The 18,034-nt window shown below is 50.5% G+C and carries 17 protein-coding genes; 15 read left to right on the forward strand and 2 right to left on the reverse strand.

Annotated features, from left to right (window positions below; translation table 11 throughout):
* The first annotated feature begins 145 nt into the window (after positions 1-145).
* Both ACTQ1N_RS05800 and ACTQ1N_RS05805 read left to right on the forward strand, forming a co-directional pair.
* Positions 146-985, forward strand: coding sequence for a DegV family protein (locus ACTQ1N_RS05800; protein ID WP_441955503.1), 840 nt, complete (start codon positions 146-148; stop codon positions 983-985).
* A 108-nt stretch (positions 986-1,093) separates the two neighbouring features.
* The gene (locus ACTQ1N_RS05805) at positions 1,094-1,348 is read left to right on the forward strand and encodes a hypothetical protein (protein WP_154523657.1); all 255 of its coding nucleotides are present in this window, start codon (positions 1,094-1,096) and stop codon (positions 1,346-1,348) included.
* Between the two features lie 130 nt (positions 1,349-1,478).
* Here ACTQ1N_RS05805 and ACTQ1N_RS05810 read toward each other — a convergent pair whose 3' ends face one another.
* The gene (locus ACTQ1N_RS05810) at positions 1,479-2,768 is read right to left on the reverse strand and encodes an argininosuccinate synthase (protein WP_441955505.1); all 1,290 of its coding nucleotides are present in this window, start codon (positions 2,766-2,768) and stop codon (positions 1,479-1,481) included.
* Between the two features lie 290 nt (positions 2,769-3,058).
* Here ACTQ1N_RS05810 and argC point away from each other — a divergent pair, with 290 nt between their 5' ends.
* The 13 genes from argC (at position 3,059) to ACTQ1N_RS05875 (ending at position 17,554) form a co-directional block, all read left to right on the forward strand.
* Positions 3,059-4,117, forward strand: coding sequence for an N-acetyl-gamma-glutamyl-phosphate reductase (gene argC, locus ACTQ1N_RS05815; RefSeq protein ID WP_441955507.1), 1,059 nt, complete (start codon positions 3,059-3,061; stop codon positions 4,115-4,117).
* A 179-nt stretch (positions 4,118-4,296) separates the two neighbouring features.
* Complete coding sequence (gene argJ / locus ACTQ1N_RS05820; RefSeq protein ID WP_441955509.1) at positions 4,297-5,517, forward strand: bifunctional glutamate N-acetyltransferase/amino-acid acetyltransferase ArgJ; 1,221 nt, start codon at positions 4,297-4,299, stop codon at positions 5,515-5,517.
* A 68-nt stretch (positions 5,518-5,585) separates the two neighbouring features.
* Complete coding sequence (gene argB / locus ACTQ1N_RS05825) at positions 5,586-6,500, forward strand: acetylglutamate kinase (protein WP_441955511.1); 915 nt, start codon at positions 5,586-5,588, stop codon at positions 6,498-6,500.
* A gap of 167 nt (positions 6,501-6,667) precedes the next feature.
* Positions 6,668-7,861, forward strand: coding sequence for an aspartate aminotransferase family protein (locus tag ACTQ1N_RS05830; protein WP_441955513.1), 1,194 nt, complete (start codon positions 6,668-6,670; stop codon positions 7,859-7,861).
* Between the two features lie 98 nt (positions 7,862-7,959).
* A complete protein-coding gene (glpK, locus tag ACTQ1N_RS05835) occupies positions 7,960-9,468 on the forward strand; it encodes a glycerol kinase GlpK (protein ID WP_441955515.1) in 1,509 nt (502 codons plus the stop codon).
* 90 nt (positions 9,469-9,558) lie between these two features.
* Positions 9,559-10,500 (forward strand): helix-hairpin-helix domain-containing protein, encoded by a 942-nt coding sequence (locus ACTQ1N_RS05840; RefSeq protein ID WP_441955517.1) that lies wholly within the window; start codon positions 9,559-9,561, stop codon positions 10,498-10,500.
* Positions 10,501-10,526: 26 nt separating this feature from the next.
* Positions 10,527-11,216, forward strand: coding sequence for a response regulator transcription factor (locus tag ACTQ1N_RS05845; protein WP_320808018.1), 690 nt, complete (start codon positions 10,527-10,529; stop codon positions 11,214-11,216).
* Positions 11,217-11,516: 300 nt separating this feature from the next.
* On the forward strand, positions 11,517-12,902 hold the full coding sequence (locus ACTQ1N_RS05850; RefSeq protein ID WP_441955519.1) for an ATP-binding protein: 1,386 nt from the start codon (positions 11,517-11,519) through the stop codon (positions 12,900-12,902).
* Positions 12,903-13,018: 116 nt separating this feature from the next.
* Positions 13,019-13,693 carry a response regulator transcription factor gene (locus ACTQ1N_RS05855; RefSeq protein ID WP_441955521.1) on the forward strand — a complete coding sequence of 225 codons (675 nt, stop codon included), beginning with the start codon at positions 13,019-13,021 and terminating at the stop codon, positions 13,691-13,693.
* Entirely contained in the window at positions 13,681-14,859 is a 1,179-nt protein-coding gene (locus ACTQ1N_RS05860) for a sensor histidine kinase (RefSeq protein WP_441955523.1), read from the forward strand. Before ACTQ1N_RS05855 ends, ACTQ1N_RS05860 begins: the two co-directional genes overlap by 13 nt.
* Before the next feature lie 89 nt (positions 14,860-14,948).
* Positions 14,949-15,833, forward strand: coding sequence for an ABC transporter ATP-binding protein (locus ACTQ1N_RS05865; RefSeq protein WP_441955525.1), 885 nt, complete (start codon positions 14,949-14,951; stop codon positions 15,831-15,833).
* A complete protein-coding gene (locus ACTQ1N_RS05870; RefSeq protein ID WP_441955527.1) occupies positions 15,821-16,897 on the forward strand; it encodes a hypothetical protein in 1,077 nt (358 codons plus the stop codon). Before ACTQ1N_RS05865 ends, ACTQ1N_RS05870 begins: the two co-directional genes overlap by 13 nt.
* A gap of 426 nt (positions 16,898-17,323) precedes the next feature.
* Positions 17,324-17,554 carry a hypothetical protein gene (locus tag ACTQ1N_RS05875; protein WP_441955529.1) on the forward strand — a complete coding sequence of 77 codons (231 nt, stop codon included), beginning with the start codon at positions 17,324-17,326 and terminating at the stop codon, positions 17,552-17,554.
* An 84-nt stretch (positions 17,555-17,638) separates the two neighbouring features.
* Here the strand turns inward: ACTQ1N_RS05875 and ACTQ1N_RS05880 are convergent, their stop codons facing one another.
* On the reverse strand, positions 17,639-17,989 hold the full coding sequence (locus tag ACTQ1N_RS05880; protein ID WP_441955531.1) for a type II toxin-antitoxin system RelB/DinJ family antitoxin: 351 nt from the start codon (positions 17,987-17,989) through the stop codon (positions 17,639-17,641).
* Between the last annotated feature and the right edge of the window lie 45 nt (positions 17,990-18,034).

An 18,034-nucleotide genomic window follows, 5' to 3' on the forward strand; every position in this document is an offset into this window, starting at 1 on the left:
AGAAAAATTCATTTGAAAAGACCGGTTTTCTTTCCATGCCTTTGCACATATGTTATGATAAAGACAAAAACAGCGTGCCCTGCGGGAACCTGAGGGCGCTGACAACCTGTCAGATTGGATCACAATCAGGAAAGGCGGAGACGAGATGAGTTTTCTTGTAGTGATGGACAGTTGCGGGGAATTAACAGAGGATATGAAGGAAAGCGGGCATTTTGCGTCGGTTCCTTTTCTGATCGACATCGCCGGCTCTCATTTTGTGGACAATGAGCGGTTTGATATGAAGCGTTTTCTGAGGCTTGTAAAGGAAAGCCCGACGGTTGCAAGAACCGCATGTCCGTCGCCGGAGCGGTTCCGGAAGTTGTTCCCGCCGGACGCGGAGAGAATCTATATCGTGACCATTTCCGCTGAATTGTCCGGTTCCTATAACAGTGCAAAGATTGCACAGGATATGGAGGAAGAAGATCATCCGGACAGAAAGATTCATGTATTCAACTCAAAGTCGGCTTCCATCGGAGAGACGCTGATTGCCAGGAAGATCTGGGAGTGTGAGAAGGAAGGATACAGCTTTGAGCATACCATCGAGACCGTGGAGTCCTATATCGAGAGCCAGGTGACATGGTTTGTGCTGGAGACGCTCGATACGCTCCGGAAGAACGGCCGTCTGTCGAACTTCAAGGCAGCGCTTGCGACGGCGCTCAAGATCAAGCCGATCTGTTCCTCCACCCCGGAGGGGGCGATTCAGCAGGCCGGTCAGGCGCGCGGGATCAACAAGGCGCTTGTCCGGATGGTAGAGATGGCGGCAGAGGCAGCCGGACATACTGAACAGAAGGAGATTGCAGTCTCCTATGTTGAGTGTCCGGAGCGGGGGCAGATGGTGATGGATGCGCTGAAGGAACGGATGCCGGCGAAAAATTATATCCTTCTTCCTGCCAGCGGACTGACTGCGACCTACGCGAACGAGGGCGGCATCATCGTTGTTATATGACGCGTCTGTGTGTGAAACGTGCCTTGTCATCAAAGTCCCTGCAGTTGTATAATAGACGCATATTATGAGGCGCGGGAAGGCAGCCTCTGGACAGGAGAGTGTGAAGCAATGAGCCAGGAAAAAGTCGACCGCTATAAGGAGCAGAAGAAAAACCGCAAGAAGATCATGAAGAGGGAGAAGCTCGAGAGAGCTCTTATGAAACTGCTGGGCGGTGTTGTCTGTGCAGCCGTTGTGGTGTGGATCGGATATTCAGCCGTCCACATGACGAAGACATCCTCATCAGACACAACAGCTGAGACGACAGGCTATGTGATCGACACATCGGCCATCGATTCGTATCTGCAGAGTCTGCAGACAAACTGAGACAGGTTGATTCGGACATCAGAATGAACCGAACCGGGCAGGCATACGCGGCACCGGTTCGAAAACAGTCAAAAAGAAACCGGGGCGCCATCAGCGCCCCGGTTTCTTTGTATCTCCTTCCAGAGAGGAATTATTTGTCAGCGCTTTTTGCGCTCTTCTGCATCTCGCTGACCATGCCCTGAATCTTGCTGTCGAAGTTCGATTTCGCGACCTCCTGGAGCTTCATTGCACGCACCTTCAGCGGCAGACCGAACAGGGTAATGAAGCCTTCCGCGTCATGATGATCGTAAAGATCGCCGGTCGTGAAGGAAGCCAGAGACTCGTTGTAAAGGCTGTACGGGGAAGTGGTGCCGTTCTTGATGATGTTGCCCTTGTACAGCTTCATCTTTGCTTCGCCGGTCACAAACTGCTGTGTGGACTCGACGAATGCCTGGATGGCTTCGCGCAGCGGGGTGAACCACTTGCCCTCGTAGACGGTCTGGGCCAGCTGACTTGCCAGCTTCTTCTTGTTCTCCATGGTTTCACGATCAAGGCAGAGCTCCTCGAGCTGGTCGTGAGCCGCCATCAGGATGGTTCCGCCCGGCGTCTCATACACGCCGCGGCTCTTCATGCCGACGACACGATTCTCAACAATATCGACGATTCCGATTCCGTTCTCACCGCCGAGCTTGTTCAGCGTCCGGATGACATCGGAGACCTTCATCTTCTGTCCGTTGACCGCGACCGGGATGCCTTTCTCAAATGTAATGGAAACCTCCGTTTCCTTGTCTGGCGCTTCCTGCGGTGTGACTGAGAGGACCAGGAGACTGGAATAGTTCGGCGCCTTGGACGGATCCTCGAGCTCAAGACCCTCATGGGAAATGTGCCAGAGGTTCCTGTCGCGGGAGTAGCCCTTGCCCATCGACCATGGAAGATTGATGCCGTGTGCCTTGCAGTATTCAATCTCTGCCTCGCGGCTGTCCATCTGCCACTTGTCCGTCATACGCCACGGTGCGATCACCTTGATGTCCGGAGCGAGGGCTTTGATGCCGAGCTCGAACCGGATCTGATCGTTGCCCTTGCCGGTTGCGCCATGACAGATGGCGACGGCGTTCTCCTTGCGGGCGATCTCGACGAGCTTCTTGGCAATTGCCGGACGCGCCATCGAGGTACCGAGCAGGTAGCTGTGCTCATAGACAGCGCCTGCCTCCACACACGGCATAATGAAGTTATCGCAGAAGTCGTCGACAATGTCTTCAATGTAAAGCTTGGAGGCTCCGCAGGCTTTCGCGCGTTCTTCCAGCCCGTCGAGTTCCTCTTCCTGACCGACGTCCACGCAGCAGCAGATGACCTCGTAGTCAAATGTCTCCTTCAGCCACGGAATCATGGCTGTGGTATCCAGACCGCCTGAGTAAGCAAGAACAACTTTTTCCTTCGACATATGTAGAACCTCCATAAAAATAGATGTATGACTGCTGGTTTCTGTTCAAATGATGCCGGGAGATTCGGCTTCCGCCTGCCCGGCCGTTGGCAGTACTATACCGCAATCCGAATATATATGCAACACTAAATCAAAATATTCATGTATTATTCACGATACAAGCGCTTAATATGCATAAATAGTGAATATTATTACATGATTGCACCTTTACACAGGCCGGCCGCTGGTGTAGGATAAGGAACAGTTCAGCTATGAATGGATATTCTTATAGAAAGCAGGGACACTTCAATATGATTAAGGCGGGAATCATCGGTTCTACCGGATATGCAGGCGCAGAGCTTGTCCGGCTTCTTCTTCAGCATCCGGAAGCAGAGATTGTCTGGTACGGGTCCAGAAGCTACACCGGTCAGAAATATGCAGATATATATCGGAATATGTTTCAGATTGTCGACGCGGATTGCCTGGGAGATGATCTGGATGAGCTTGCAAAGCAGGCGGATGTCATTTTCACGGCAACCCCTCAGGGCTTCTGCGCATCGGTCATAGGGGACGGGATACTGGAAAGCACGAAGGTGATCGATCTGAGCGCTGACTTTCGTCTGAAGCGGGTTGATGTCTATGAGCAATGGTATCACCTGACCCATAAAGCACCCTCCTATATTCAGGAAGCCGTCTACGGGCTTTGCGAGATCAACCGGGACAAGATCGCCGGAGCGCGTCTCATCGCCAATCCGGGCTGCTACACAACCACCTCAATCCTGACGCTTTATCCGCTCGTGAGGGAAGGACTGATCGACCTGAAATCGATCATTGTCGATGCTAAATCCGGAACTTCAGGCGCGGGCAGAGGAGCGAAGATTCCGAATCTCTTCTGTGAGGTCAACGAGAGCATCAAGCCATATGGGGTTGCAACGCACAGGCATACACCAGAGATTGAGGAGCAGCTGTCCTATGCGGCCGGGCTTGACTACATGGACGGAGAGAGCATCCTGATTAACTTCACGCCGCATCTTGTCCCGATGAACAGGGGAATCCTGGCGACCTGCTATGCCAATCTGAAGGAAGGCGTAACCGAAGAGATGATTGGAAGGGCATATCAGAAATATTATGGTAATGAAACATTCATCCGCCTGCTCGGAGCAGGCCAGTTCCCTGAGACCAGATGGGTGGAGGGCAGCAATTTCATCGACATCGGATACAAGGCGGATCCCAGAACCGGCAGAGTGATAGCGGTCGGCGCGCTCGACAACCTGGTCAAAGGGGCCGCGGGACAGGCTGTCCAGAACATGAACATTCTGTTCGGGCTGCCGGAAGACACCGGGCTGAGGCTTGTCCCTGTATTCCCGTGAACCGAAAGAGCCTGTGAGAAAGATGGCATGTGTGCAGTCGGAATCGCCCTGTGACAGTGCGCAGGAAGTGTACAGGGAGAGTGCTGGATGCTATGGAATGTGAACTGGCTGCGCGTCCTGTGATATCGCGCAGGAAGCGGACAGAGACAGCCTGACAGAAGGAAGGAGAAGAACAGTACATGGAGATAAAAGAGGGCGGCGTTACATCCGCAAAGGGGTTTCGTGCAGCATCGGTCTGCGCCGGATTCAAGAAGGGCAGAAAAGACATGTCCATGATCGTATCGGAGGTTCCGTTTCACCTTGCGGGGACTTTCACGACGAACCTTGTCAAGGCTGCACCGGTGATCTGGGACAGAGCGATCGTTCAGACGAAGGGGACGGCGCAGGCAGTCGTCATGAACAGCGGGGTTGCGAATGCCTGCACGGGAAAGGCAGGCGATGAGACCTGCGCGGAGACCGCCGCCTATGCCGCTTCCAGACTCGGGCTTTCACCGGATCAGATTCTTCTCGCCTCGACCGGCGTCATCGGCGTCTCTCTTCCGATGGACAAGATCAGGCATGGCATTGACCTGATGCTGCCGCTTCTGTCGGACTCAGAAGGCGCAGGCTCGGCAGCTGCTGAGGGAATCATGACCACCGATACGGTTCGAAAGGAGTGCAGCATCCATTTTCAGCTCGGCGGCAGAGAGGTGACGCTCGGCGGGATGACGAAGGGGGCCGGCATGATCCATCCGAAGATGGGGACGATGCTCTGCTTCCTGACAACGGACGCCAGAGTCAGCCAGAAGCTGCTTCAGAAAGCGCTCCTGTCAGCTGTCCAGGATTCCTTCAATATGATATCGGTGGATGGCGATATGTCGACCAACGACACCTGCCTTCTGATGGCAAATGGACTTGCCGGCAATCCGGAGATCGTGGAGGAGGATGACGACTACCAGACATTCTGCGAGGCGGTCGGCACGTTGACAAAGCACCTCGCCCGTGCGATGGCGAAGGACGGAGAGGGAGCGCACGCGCTCTTTGAGGTCAAGGTACAGGGGGCATCTTCCAAGAAGCAGGCAGTGACGCTGGCAAAGTCTGTCATTGAGTCCAGCCTGGTGAAGACTGCCATCGCTGGACACGACGCAAACTGGGGACGCATCATCTGCGCGATGGGGTATTCCGGCGCTTCATTTGAGGAGGGAAAGGTTGACCTGTCCTTCAGAAGCCGCGCAGGGGAAATCCAGATAGCGAAGAATGGCGTCACGACAGGCTTCGATGAAGAGCTGGCGACAAAAATTCTGTCCGAAGATGAGATTACAGCGCTTATCGACATCCACGAGGGAACCTGTGAGGCAACGGCCTGGGGATGCGATCTGACGCACGAATACATCAACATCAACGCCGATTACAGGTCCTGAGGGCTGAAGCCCCGTGATCACGGCATATGACGGACCCGGAGAGGGATCATTCATAAGAGGTAGATTCAATGGAAGAGATTCATACAGAACAGCCGCTCGGCAAGGAAGAGATGTCCATGTACCTGGACAAGGCCGGAACGCTGATCGAAGCGCTCCCCTACATCCAGCATTTTCAGGGCGCGACGATCGTCGTCAAGTATGGCGGAAGCGCGATGGTCGACGAGAATCTGAAACGAAACGTCATCCAGGATGTGGCGCTTTTGAAGCTGGTCGGATTCCGGCCGATCATCGTCCATGGCGGCGGGAAGGACATCACGAAAATGCTCGGGAAGGTCGGAAAGACATCCGAGTTCAAGGCAGGGTTCCGCGTGACGGACGATGAGACGATGGATGTTGTCGAGATGGTTCTGAACCGGATCAACAAGAGCCTGGTTTCTCTGATGGAGAAGGTCGGGGTGAAGGCCTGCGGTGTCTCCGGCAAGGACGGAAGCCTTCTCCAGGTGTCGAGAAAAACGCCGGACGGGGAGGACATCGGTTATGTCGGGGATATCGAGCATGTCAACACGGAGCTGCTCGATACACTGCTGGACAATGACTTCGTCCCGGTCGTCTGCCCGATCGGGTTTGACGCGGATTACCATTCCTATAACATCAACGCGGATGATGCGGCGTGCGCAATTGCGAAAGCGATGAAGGCAAAGAAGCTGGTCTTTCTGTCTGATATCAAGGGTGTCTATGCCGATCCGGACGATCCGTCAACATTGATCTCGGAAATGACGGTCGAGCAGACGCTTTCGTTTATGGCGGGTGGACATGCCGGTGGCGGGATGCTGCCGAAGCTTCAGAACTGCGTGGATGCCATCGAGGCAGGCGTCGCGCGGGTCCATATCCTGGACGGGCGGATTCCGCATTCTCAGCTGCTGGAGTTCTTCACGACAAAGGGCATCGGTACCGCGATCATCGGAGACGAGGCGGAAGGCTGAGCGGTACGGCTGGCGCTGCCCTGGGGATGCGCTGCGGCTGTCGTTTTTGATGAAAACCATCCGCGGCGGTCTGCGGGGCCGCCTGCAGCTTCCGGATACATGTCGCCGCGGGCAGGGGCTTGAACCCGACGGCTGCCGGGATATCAGGAGAAGAGGAGACAGAACTGATGTCAGAATCAAAGAAAATCATGGACGAGACCGAACAGGTCGTCCTCCATACATATAATCGTTTCCCGGTCGTATTTGACCATGGACAGGGCGTGCATCTTTATGATGTGGACGGGAAGGAGTATCTCGACTTCGGAGCCGGAATTGCTGTCTTTGCGCTTGGCTATGGAAACGAAGCCTATAACCAGGCACTGAAGGATCAGATCGACAAGATCATCCACACGTCCAATCTGTTCTACCACAGGCCGCTGCTGGAGGCGGCACAGAAGGTGGTCGCCCACACCGGGCTGTCCAAAGTGTTTTTCACAAATTCCGGAACAGAGGCCATTGAGGGTGCGATCAAGGCTGCCCGCAAGTACGCCTACCTTCGGGATGGTCATGCAGACCATGAGATCATTGCGATGGAGCATTCCTTCCACGGCAGGACGGTCGGCGCCCTTTCCGTCACCGGCAATGCCCACTATCAGGAGCCGTTCAAACCGCTGATGGGCGGTGTCCGGTTTGCAAAGTTCAACGACCTCGATTCGGTCCGTGCGCTCGTGAATGAAAAGACCTGCGCGATCATCCTGGAGACAGTCCAGGGAGAGGGCGGAATTCATCCGGCGGACCCGGCCTTTCTGAAGGGGCTGAGGACAATGTGCGATGAGAAGGACATTCTCCTGATTCTGGACGAGATTCAATGCGGTATGGGAAGAACCGGATACTGGTTTGCCTGCGATGCGTACGGCGTAAAGCCGGATATCATGACATGTGCCAAGGCACTAGGCTGCGGCGTTCCGGTTGGAGCCTTTGTACTCGGAGAGAAGGCTGCCGCGCATTCGCTGGAGCCGGGAGATCACGGGACAACCTACGGCGGGAACCCGCTTGCCTGTGCAGCGGTATCGGAGGTATTCGACCTGTTCGAAAAGCTGGATATCATCGGACATGTCCGCGAGACGGCGCCTTATCTGGAAAAGAAACTGGACGAGGTGACTGCACGGCATGACTTCATAGTCGAACGCCGTGGGATGGGCTTTATGCAGGGACTCGAACTCTCCCCGGACCATCCGGCCGGGGAGGTCGTCAGGCGGGCACTCGACCTGGGACTAGTCGTCATGTCAGCAGGAGGCAATGTGATCCGTTTTGTTCCGCCGCTGATCATCACGAAGCAGGATATCGACTGTATGGTGGAGATGCTGGAGAAGGCACTCTAAAATGTCCTGGTATTGTGTAGGCTGCCGGTATTTCAGGACAAATGTCCCTGTTTTTGGTATAATTGACCCATCGAGTACAGACATGGGAGGATATACCTATGGAACAGGGACAGTATATCATGGCACTGGATGCGGGGACGACATCAAACCGCTGCATTCTTTTTGACAGAAAAGGAAAGGTCTGCTCGCTCGTTCAGCGTGAGTTTCAGCAGATTTATCCGCACCCGGGCTGGGTCGAGCAGAATCCGATGGAGATCTGGTCTACCCAGATCGGTGTTGCTGCGGAGGCGATGGGCAGGATCGGGGCAGGACCGGAGAATATTGCAGCGATCGGCATCACAAACCAGCGTGAGACAACGATTGTTTGGGACCGGTATACAGGAAAACCGATCTACAATGCGATTGTCTGGCAGTGCAGGCGGACAGCGCCGATCGTGGAGGAGCTGGCTCAGGATGGGTTTGGAGACAGAATCCGGGAGAAGACCGGACTGATTCCGGACCCTTATTTTTCTGCCACAAAGCTGAAATGGATTCTGGACCAAGTCCCTGGAAGCCGGGAGCTTGCTCGAAAGGGACGGCTGCTGTTCGGAACGGTTGACAGCTGGCTCATCTGGAATCTGACAGGCGGGGATGTCCATGTCACAGACTATACGAATGCGTCCAGGACAATGATGTTCGATATCCACAGCCTTTGCTGGGATCAGGAGATCCTGGAGAAGCTGGGGATTCCGGAACAGATGCTGCCGGAGGTCGTCCCGTCAAGTTATCCGTATGGCAGGACGAAGGATTGCCTGATCGGTGACGGCATCCCGATCTGCGGGGCGGCCGGTGACCAGCAGAGCGCACTATTCGGACAGTGCTGCTTCGATGCAGGAGATGTGAAGAATACGTATGGAACAGGCTGTTTTATGCTGATGAACACAGGGAACAAGGTCATCAGCTCCAGCCACGGCCTGCTGTCGACGATCGCCATTTCCCTTGCGCCCGGAAAGGTGCAGTATGCGCTGGAGGGTTCCGTGTTCGTCGCCGGCGCCTCGCTTCAGTGGCTCAGGGACGAGCTGAAAATCATCCCGTCGGCACCGGAATCCGAGCGGTACTGCAGGGATGTCGAGGACACAGACGGCTGTTATGTTGTCCCTGCTTTTACTGGTCTCGGGGCTCCGTACTGGAATTCATCGGCGAGGGGAATGATTGTCGGCCTGACAAGGGGGACAAACAGAAGCCATCTGGTCCGTGCAACGGTGGAGTCTCTGGCTTACCAGACGGCGGATGTCCTGACGGCAATGGAGAAGGATTCAGGGCTTCAGATCTGCAATCTCAAAGTGGATGGAGGAGCTTCCGCAAATGATTTTCTGATGAAGTTTCAGTCTGATCTTCTGAACACGGAGGTCACGAGACCTGCATGCGTGGAGACGACAGCGATGGGGGCGGCATTTCTGGCCGGTCTGTGTACAGGGTTCTGGAAGGATAAGGCGGAGCTTCGGGAAAACTGGTCAGTCGGCCATGTTTTTGAGCCCACCATGACGGAGGAGGAGCGCGAACGCCTGCTGGGCGGCTGGCACAGAGCTGTCGCGGCGGCGCTCGCGTGGGCGGACTACAGAGCATGAAGCAAGACTTCACAAATTGTGAATATTTTGTTAAACTGATGACACGCATGGCGGGGAAAACCGGATTCCTGGTCCGGGAGGTTGTGCGGATTGAAACAGATATGTAAGAAAGGGACAACAGGCAGGTGCGGATTTCTCTTCGCCCTTCTGCTTTCAGGACTGACAGCTGGATGCGGAAGCGGACAGATGGTCGAGGTGACCGGAATCCGGGATCTGCCGGTCAGTTCTGTCCGGGGTACGGAGCACGAGGCTGCAGCAGAAGAGGCTGCTGCAGAAGGTGCTGGAGCGGCGGAAAACAGTGCTGCAGCAGCGGAAAACAGTGTGGCAGCCGCAGGAAAAACAGCAACGGCAGCGGAAGCAGACAGTGCGACAGCGGCAGCAGACAGTGTGGAAGCAGCCGCAGGCAAATCTTCCGCGCCTGACAGCGCAGCGCCGGAAACTGTGCAGATGACCGCAGCGAGGATCATTGTCTACGTGCGCGGTGCAGTGAACCAGCCTGGTGTCTATCAGCTTGAGGAGGATGCCCGGATATTTCGGGCGGTTGAGGCCGCCGGCGGTTTTCGCGCAGATGCGGATGCCGAATGGCTCAACCAGGCGCAGCCGCTCTTTGACGGTGCGATGCTCACGGTTCCGACAAGAGAAGAAACCGCGATTCTCAGGCAAGCCGGGCAAACGGACGGCAGTGGAGCGCTCATTTCCGGGAGCAGCGGACTCACAGACAGTCAGGGGACGGCAATCGGCATCCGTCAGGGAAATTCCGGTTCCGCCGCTTCCGGGCAGGTACCTGATAAGAACGGACCTGGCAGTTCGCCGCCCACCGGGAGCGGAAGTGGTGGAGAGGCGCGTGTGAACCTGAATACTGCGCAGAGGGAAGAGTTGATGACGCTTCCGGGCATCGGGGAATCCAAGGCGGATTCAATTATACGGTACAGGGAAGAGCACGGTGCGTTCACGTCCCCGGAAGAGATCATGAACATCAGCGGAATCAAATCGGCGGTGTATACGAAGATCCAGGATCGGATTACAGTTTGACAAAAGTGAAGGCAGAGGCAGAGAGCATGGCGAAGAAGGTTCTTGTTGTTGATGATGAAAAGCTGATCGTGAAGGGAATTCGCTTCAGTCTGGAGCAGGACGATATGGAGGTGGACTGCGCCTATGACGGAGAGGAAGCCGTTCAGAAGGCACGGGAGAACCAGTATGACATTGTTCTTCTGGATCTCATGCTTCCGAAGCTGGATGGACTGCAGGTCTGCCAGCAGATCCGCGAGTTCTCGGATGTACCGATTATCATGCTGACTGCCAAGGGCGAGGATATGGACAAGATCCTTGGTCTGGAGTACGGTGCGGATGACTATATCACGAAGCCGTTCAATATTCTTGAGGTCAAAGCCCGGATCAAGGCGATCATGCGCAGAACGCAGACAAAGGCCGCGCAGGAACAGAAGGAGAAGGTCGTCCAGGCCGGAGACCTTGTCATGGACTGTGATGCGCGCAGGGTGTCGATCAAGGGCAAGGATATCAATCTGACGGCAAAGGAATTCGATGTTCTTGAGCTGCTGGTTCTGAACCCGAACAAGGTCTACAGCCGTGAGAATCTGCTGAATCTTGTCTGGGGCTATGATTATCCGGGGGATGTCCGTACAGTCGATGTCCATATCAGACGGCTGCGTGAGAAGATTGAGGAGAATCCTTCCGACCCGAAGTATGTCCACACCAAGTGGGGTGTCGGATACTATTTCGCAAATTGAACTGTCCATAAACGCCTGAATGAAAGCATCTGCGGTAATAAAAAGATGAAAATTTGTTCAGAGCCTGCTTATTGGTAAGAAAGAACGAAAGAATCATATCTTCATAAAACAGGACTGGCTTGTATGAATGTACAAGCCAGTCCTGTTTTTTTGGTTTGCGGCAAAGAGAAAAGTCGAAATATGCTCGAATTATACCGAGTCGGAAATTCCCGAGTAATATTGCACACCATTATCTTTTTACGTTAAAATAAACTCGGTATAAATCGAGTCGGATAATACCGAGTGAAAGGGCGTTAAAATATGCAGTTCCATGGACGTGATGAACAAAGAAAAAGATTTGCTCGTATATATAAAAAAAATGAACAGCAAGTAGCACTGCTGTTTGGAAGACGCAGGGTTGGAAAAAGTGAGCTGATTAAGCAGAGCATCAGGGAGACAGACTTGCGCAGCATTTATTTTGAATGTAAACAGACGACCGAACCTAATAATGTTGAAAGCCTTTGTACGTTGATAGCTGAACTGTTTCAGATTCCAAAACCAGCATTCAGAGGAATTGAGGAACTGATGGATTATCTGTTCAGAGAAGCAGAGAAAGAGCCGTTGATTCTTGTGCTTGACGAATATCCGTACCTGAGAGAAACCGTAAAGGGACTGGACAGTATCATGCAGTCATTAATTGACCGATACAAAGACAGTTCAAAGATCAAGCTGATCCTGTGTGGTTCATATGTGGATGTTATGAAATCTTTGCTGATAGAAGCAAATCCATTATATGGACGTGTGGACCTTACAATTGAGTTAAAACCAATGGATTATTATGAGTCTGCCTCTTTTTATCCCTCATTTTCGGATGAAGATAAGGTGAGACTTTACAGTGTTTTTGGCGGTATTCCATATTACAACAGACTGATTGATTCGAAGCTGTCTGCAAAAGAAAACATCATAGAGTTGATTGCTTCACCGGGAGCGCGTTTGGAAAATGAAGTCATTATGTATTTAAAAGCAGAGATATCAAAGCTTATAAATGCAAATGAAGTATTCGAAGCATTGGCGAAAGGGTATTCCAGATATGCAGATATCTTATCGCAGTCTCATGTAAGCAGTTCCCCAACACTGGCAGATACATTAGAAAAGCTGATACGTATGGATGTAGTTGCAAAAGAATCTCCAATCAATGATCCGTCGAACAAACGCAAAACAGGATATTATATAAGTGACAACCTGTCATTGTTTTATTATCGGTATATTTACAGACACTTATCACAGATGAGTATAATGGATCCGGAAGTATTTTATCAGAAATATATTGAAAAAGATTTTGAAGAAAAATATGTTCCATACCAGTTTGAAAGACTATGCACACAGTATCTGATCAGAGAAAACAGACAGGGAAGGATTGAACCGATATTTGAAAGAATTGGCAAATACTATTACGATGATCCGGTTAATCGCACAAATGGCGGATTTGATATCGTGACAGAAGATGAAAATGGATATGTGTTTTATGAGGCGAAGTTTAGAAAGAATCCGCTTCATGAGTCTATCATCCGGCATGAGATTGAGCAGGTGAAAGCAACTGGCATGAATTGCTATAAATATGGGTTTATATCTCGCTCTGGATTTGATATGAAGCCGGATGAAAATATGATATTTATCTCATTGGCCGAGATGTACACCTGTCAATGATTTATGACGAAAGGGACGGGATTGTAACTTGACCTGTTTTATTTTTAAGGTACGTTCGAAAGATAGGTAAATAATTGAAAAATGATTGCTATATTTGCTGTTAGGAAGTGAGTGTGATGAATGCAAAGATACTGATTGCTGACGATGAAAGTGATATTGTTTCCATGCTTGAAAGCTTTTTTGAAAGCAAAGGTTTCCGTGTCCTGCCCGCTCTCAATGGCGCAGAAGCCCTAAAACAAGTAGAAAAGCAGCCGGATATTATTTTACTTGATATCAATATGCCTGGAACAGACGGTTTGGAAGTTTGTCAGCGTATTCGTGATCATGTATCCTGCCCAATTCTTTTTCTTACAGCTCGGATTGAAGATGCAGATAAGGTAAAAGGCTTTGCCGTTGGCGGTGATGATTACATTGTGAAGCCATTTTCTCTGGTAGAGCTTGAAGCGCGGGTACGCGCACACCTGCGCCGGGAAACGCGGCATAACTTTGAAGCGCATATCAAGTTCGCCGGCAATTTGACGATTGATTACTCAGAACGCTGTTTGTTCTTTGGCGAGAAGCGTGTTGGCCTTGCGAAAAAGGAATTTGATATTGTGGAACTGCTTTCTCAAAATCCGGGACAGGTCTTTGATAAAGAGCGGATTTATGAGCGCATTTGGGGCTATGACAGCGAAGGAGATGGCAGCGTTGTGGCAGAGCATATCCGAAGAATCCGATCAAAAATTGCGGCATACACTGACCGCACATATATAGAAACGGTTTGGGGGTGTGGGTACAAATGGGTCAAATGAATTGTCATAGGCTTCATCTGTCTCTCCGAAAAAGCCTGATTCGCTATGTAGTTGCTTTCGTTCTACTTGCAGTCATTCTATCCGGCGTGACTTTTTCGATCTGTGACACCGCGTCCGAGAACATCAGTGCATCTTATCCCCCGTCAGGCGAAAAATATTATTTGACGAATGAGCAGGGGGAGCAATTGGGCAATGGCGCTTACATCGGGACAGTACCTGTCCCGATGTCAAAAGAGGACGAGTGTACCATTGCGCTGCTGGAGAAGCTGCCTATTGTTGCGACTCCCGTTTATTCTGCTTTCTGCATTATTGCCGCTGTGCTGCTATTTTACAGAAACAGGCTGAAAAAACCGCTTGCCGAACTGCGGATGGCTTCTGAAAAAATAGCGAACAATGACTTGAACTTTTCAATCGGTTATGACAGTAACGATGAATTGGGGCAGCTTTGCGCGTCCTTTGAAATCATGCGGGCAACCCTTGCGGATAATTTCTCTAAAATGTGGCGGCAAGTTGAAGAACGAAAAGCACTCAATGCCGCTTTTGCTCATGATTTGCGTACGCCACTAACGGTACTAAAAGGCTATAATGAAATGCTGCAAGCCAGCGAAAATCCCCAAACACAGGAAATTGCAGCCACAATGGGCAAACATATCTCCCGTATGGAAAGCTATGTGAGCAGCATGAGCAATCTTAGGCGTATGGAAGATACGCAGCCGGAGTATAAGTTGATAGACTTGCAGACAGTGGCATCTTCTTTGTATGACAGTGCAAAAATCGTATGTGAGAAAAACGGAAAAGAATTGATTTTTCATAATGACATACCTGTTTCGCAGTTATCCCTTGATGTGGTCTTTGTTTCACAAGTGCTTAATAACTTTATCTCTAATGCAGTTCGGTATGCCCAGACTGCGGTGACAATCTCTTTCGCCTTGCGTGACAACGGTCTGCTGCTTTCTGTAGCAGATGATGGAAAGGGGTTTGGCAAAAGCGGTCTGCAAAAAGCCACCAGTCCATATTACACAGAAGAAAGCAACCATTCCGAGCATTTTGGACTTGGGCTATATATTTGCAAGCTGCTTTGTGAACACCACAACGGCTATTTGAAGATCGAAAATACTGCAACCGGGGCAAAGGTATCCGCCTACTTCAAATCTCCTGCCTTGTAGATAAAAAGTAGATATTTCCAATCTATACTCTCCATGAAAACACATGGAGAGTATTTTTATTGCTCCCTATGGAGAAAGGAGCTTTTTGTATGGAATTAAAGACAATTGGGCTGACAAAAAAGTTCGGTTCCAAAACCGCTGTGGACAATTTGAATTTTACCTTAACAAATGGCGTTTATGGCTTGCTGGGCGCAAATGGCGCAGGGAAAACAACGCTTATGCGTCTGCTCTGTAATATCCAAAATCCTACTTCCGGGAAAATTCTGCTGAACGGAAAAAACATTGTGGGGCTGGGTGAATGCTATCGCAATCTTTTGGGCTACTTGCCCCAGCACTTCGGATATTACCCGGATTTTTCAGCGTTAGACTTTTTGCTCTATGTTTCCGCTCTAAAAGGGTTGGATGAGAAAGCGGCGCAGAAGAAGTCAAAGGAGCTGCTGGAAGCAGTTGACTTATCGAGGGAAAGCAAGCACAAAATCAAAACCTTTTCCGGGGGCATGAAACAGCGTTTGGGAATTGCACAGGCCATGCTCAATGACCCCCATATTTTGATTTTAGACGAGCCGACGGCTGGCCTTGACCCAAAAGAGCGCGTCCGTTTCCGCAATTTGATTAGCGCCTTTTCAAAAGACCGCATTGTAATCCTGTCTACGCATATTGTTTCCGATGTGGAGTTTATCGCAGAGGAAATCATTATGATGAAATCCGGGCAAATCATTCATTTTGGAAATCCGCAGGAGATTACTTCTGAAATCGACGGTCAAGTATGGGAATGTACGGTTCCGACTGCCTATGCGGAAAAATACGCGGCTGCCTACAATACAAGCAATCTGCGGAACATCAGCGGTAACCAGACGATCTTACGGATTATTGGAGATCGTCCGGCTATGGAAAATGCGGTAAGGGTGCGGCCTACTTTGGAAGATTTGTACCTGTTCTATTTCAAAGGGGGTTGTGAAGGATGCGAAAACTAATTCTTTTTGAGCTGCGGAAAGTATTTTCAAAGCGTTTATCTTTGATTGCTCTGTTCGGGATACTTCTGTTTTCTGTCTTGATTTCCTTTTCTACCTATCAAAACAAATATGCTTTTGACGGTATAAGTGCGGAAGGTACAGGTAAAACGGCAGTAGAAATCGACAAGGGAATTGCTGCGAAATACGAAGGGATATTGACCGACGAAAAAGTACAGCAAATGATGAATGATTTTGCACCGACTCATGATCTGCATGGCCTCAATGCGATGTACCTGTATCAAAACGCTACACAATCCGCCACCTTTTCCCGATTTGCTGATAAAGAGGGAAATTGGAACGGATTAAGTGTTTCGGATGTGTTCGGTAATGAAGAAATCAAAATTGGCTATGTAGATGGTTGGCTTTCAACAAGTAAAAACATGGTGCGGGTTTTTATCGCGCTTGCTCTTGCGGTTATCATCATGCTTGCTCCGATTTTCTCCGGCGAGTATGAAGGCGTTGACAATATCATATTGACAAGCAAATACGGCAAAACCAAATGCGCTACTGCAAAGGTGGTTGCAGGTATTCTCACCGCCATTCTTACTACCACACTGGTTGCAGCATTTAACCTGTTTTTGGCTCTTATCTTTTATGGAACGGAAGGACTGAATTGCAGTATTCTATTTGCCCCCAGCGACTTTGTGGAAGCGTTTATCCCTTTTAATATCACCTGCGGTACGCTGCTCAAATATCAAATTCTGCTGGCGTTTACCTGTACGCTTAGCGTTACTGGAATTACACTGTTTCTGTCTGCAATCTGTAAAAATCAGATTGTATCTTTGGTTGCATCGATGGCAATTTTTCTTTTTCCTGTTTTACTGCCGATCTCCGAAGTAAATCCATTGTTCCGATTGGTTGGTCTTCTTCCAATCTATCAAGTACTGGCCATTTCGCTTCTGTCGGTGGAGCAAATGAATAACGGTATGCTGTATGCGATATGGGCCATCCCGGCAGCACTGATCTTTTTGGGAGTTGGCGCCGTTTTCTCTCGCTGCGTATTTGCTAAGCATCAGGTTTCATAAGTTTTTGGTATCAAACCGCTGACACAAGATTTGTATGAAATCAATTTTCTTGTTCGCATGCAGATTGGAGGAAAAGATGACGTATGTCTTTGATGAGCATGGAGAACGACACCGATTCGATGTTTATTGTAAAATTGCTCCTCACCTGTAAAACGAGAGGGGCTGTATCTCGTTTTACAGGTGAGGAGTTTTAAGTAAATGAATAGTAATTGCCAGCCGGAATCCGCTGTTAAATTGCGCTTCCGGTTTTTTAATGGCCGGATTTCCGGCGAAGAGCACATAAACAAATGATGTGGTCGGCATAACAGATGCTAATAACCAGAGACCGATTGTTTTTCGTAGAGAAGAACGTCGGTCTTTTTTCATGTCCTGTTTACAAAAACTGGAAAAGAGCTGCACCTGACGGTCAACATCTATGGCGACACCATGGATGATGACACGAAAAAGATCATCGCAGATGGAAATGTCTCCCACGATATCCGGAGGACTTACGAGTTCCCTACCGAGTGGAAAGACCGTAAGCCGTCGGTCGTGTCGGCTCTTCGGGAAAAGGATGCTGCTGTCAAAGAAGTGAAAGCCGCGAAACCCATGCGCCAGAAGACAAAGAACCCGGAAATAACAAAAGATCGGAAGCTCTTCTGGGACAAATCGTACTGACAGGCACTCTGCAAGAGATGCCACGGCGTAAATAGTCAGAACAATTCAGAATGGCTTCCTGTTCTGGATGCTGTGAGAATGAGTTCAAGCATTCACAGAGTCCTCCGCTAAAACATCGTCGATCATTTTTTTAGCAGAGGAATATCTCTTTGCAGGGATCTCACCCTTTGCAATTGCACGAGCTTCCTTCATAGCGGCTTCTGTCTCTGCGTTATATCGTGGCTGACGTACATCAAAAGGAAGACCGCCTTCCATGAGAGATACATGAAGGAAGATGTTGATGGCATCGGTGACAGACATACCGAACTTGCTATAAAGATTCTCAACCTCGGATTTGAATTCAGGATCAATTCGGACGTTAATATTTGCCCTCAACTGTAAAACGAGATGCAACCCCTCTCGTTCTGGCCTGAGGCCATAATGGTTACTAATCAAATACCTGCCGGGAGGTTGCATCCCGGCTTGCAAAGAGATCAGTCA

The sequence above is a fragment of the Porcincola sp. LCP21S3_C12 genome (assembly GCF_052118625.1).
Lineage (GTDB): Bacteria > Bacillota > Clostridia > Lachnospirales > Lachnospiraceae > Porcincola.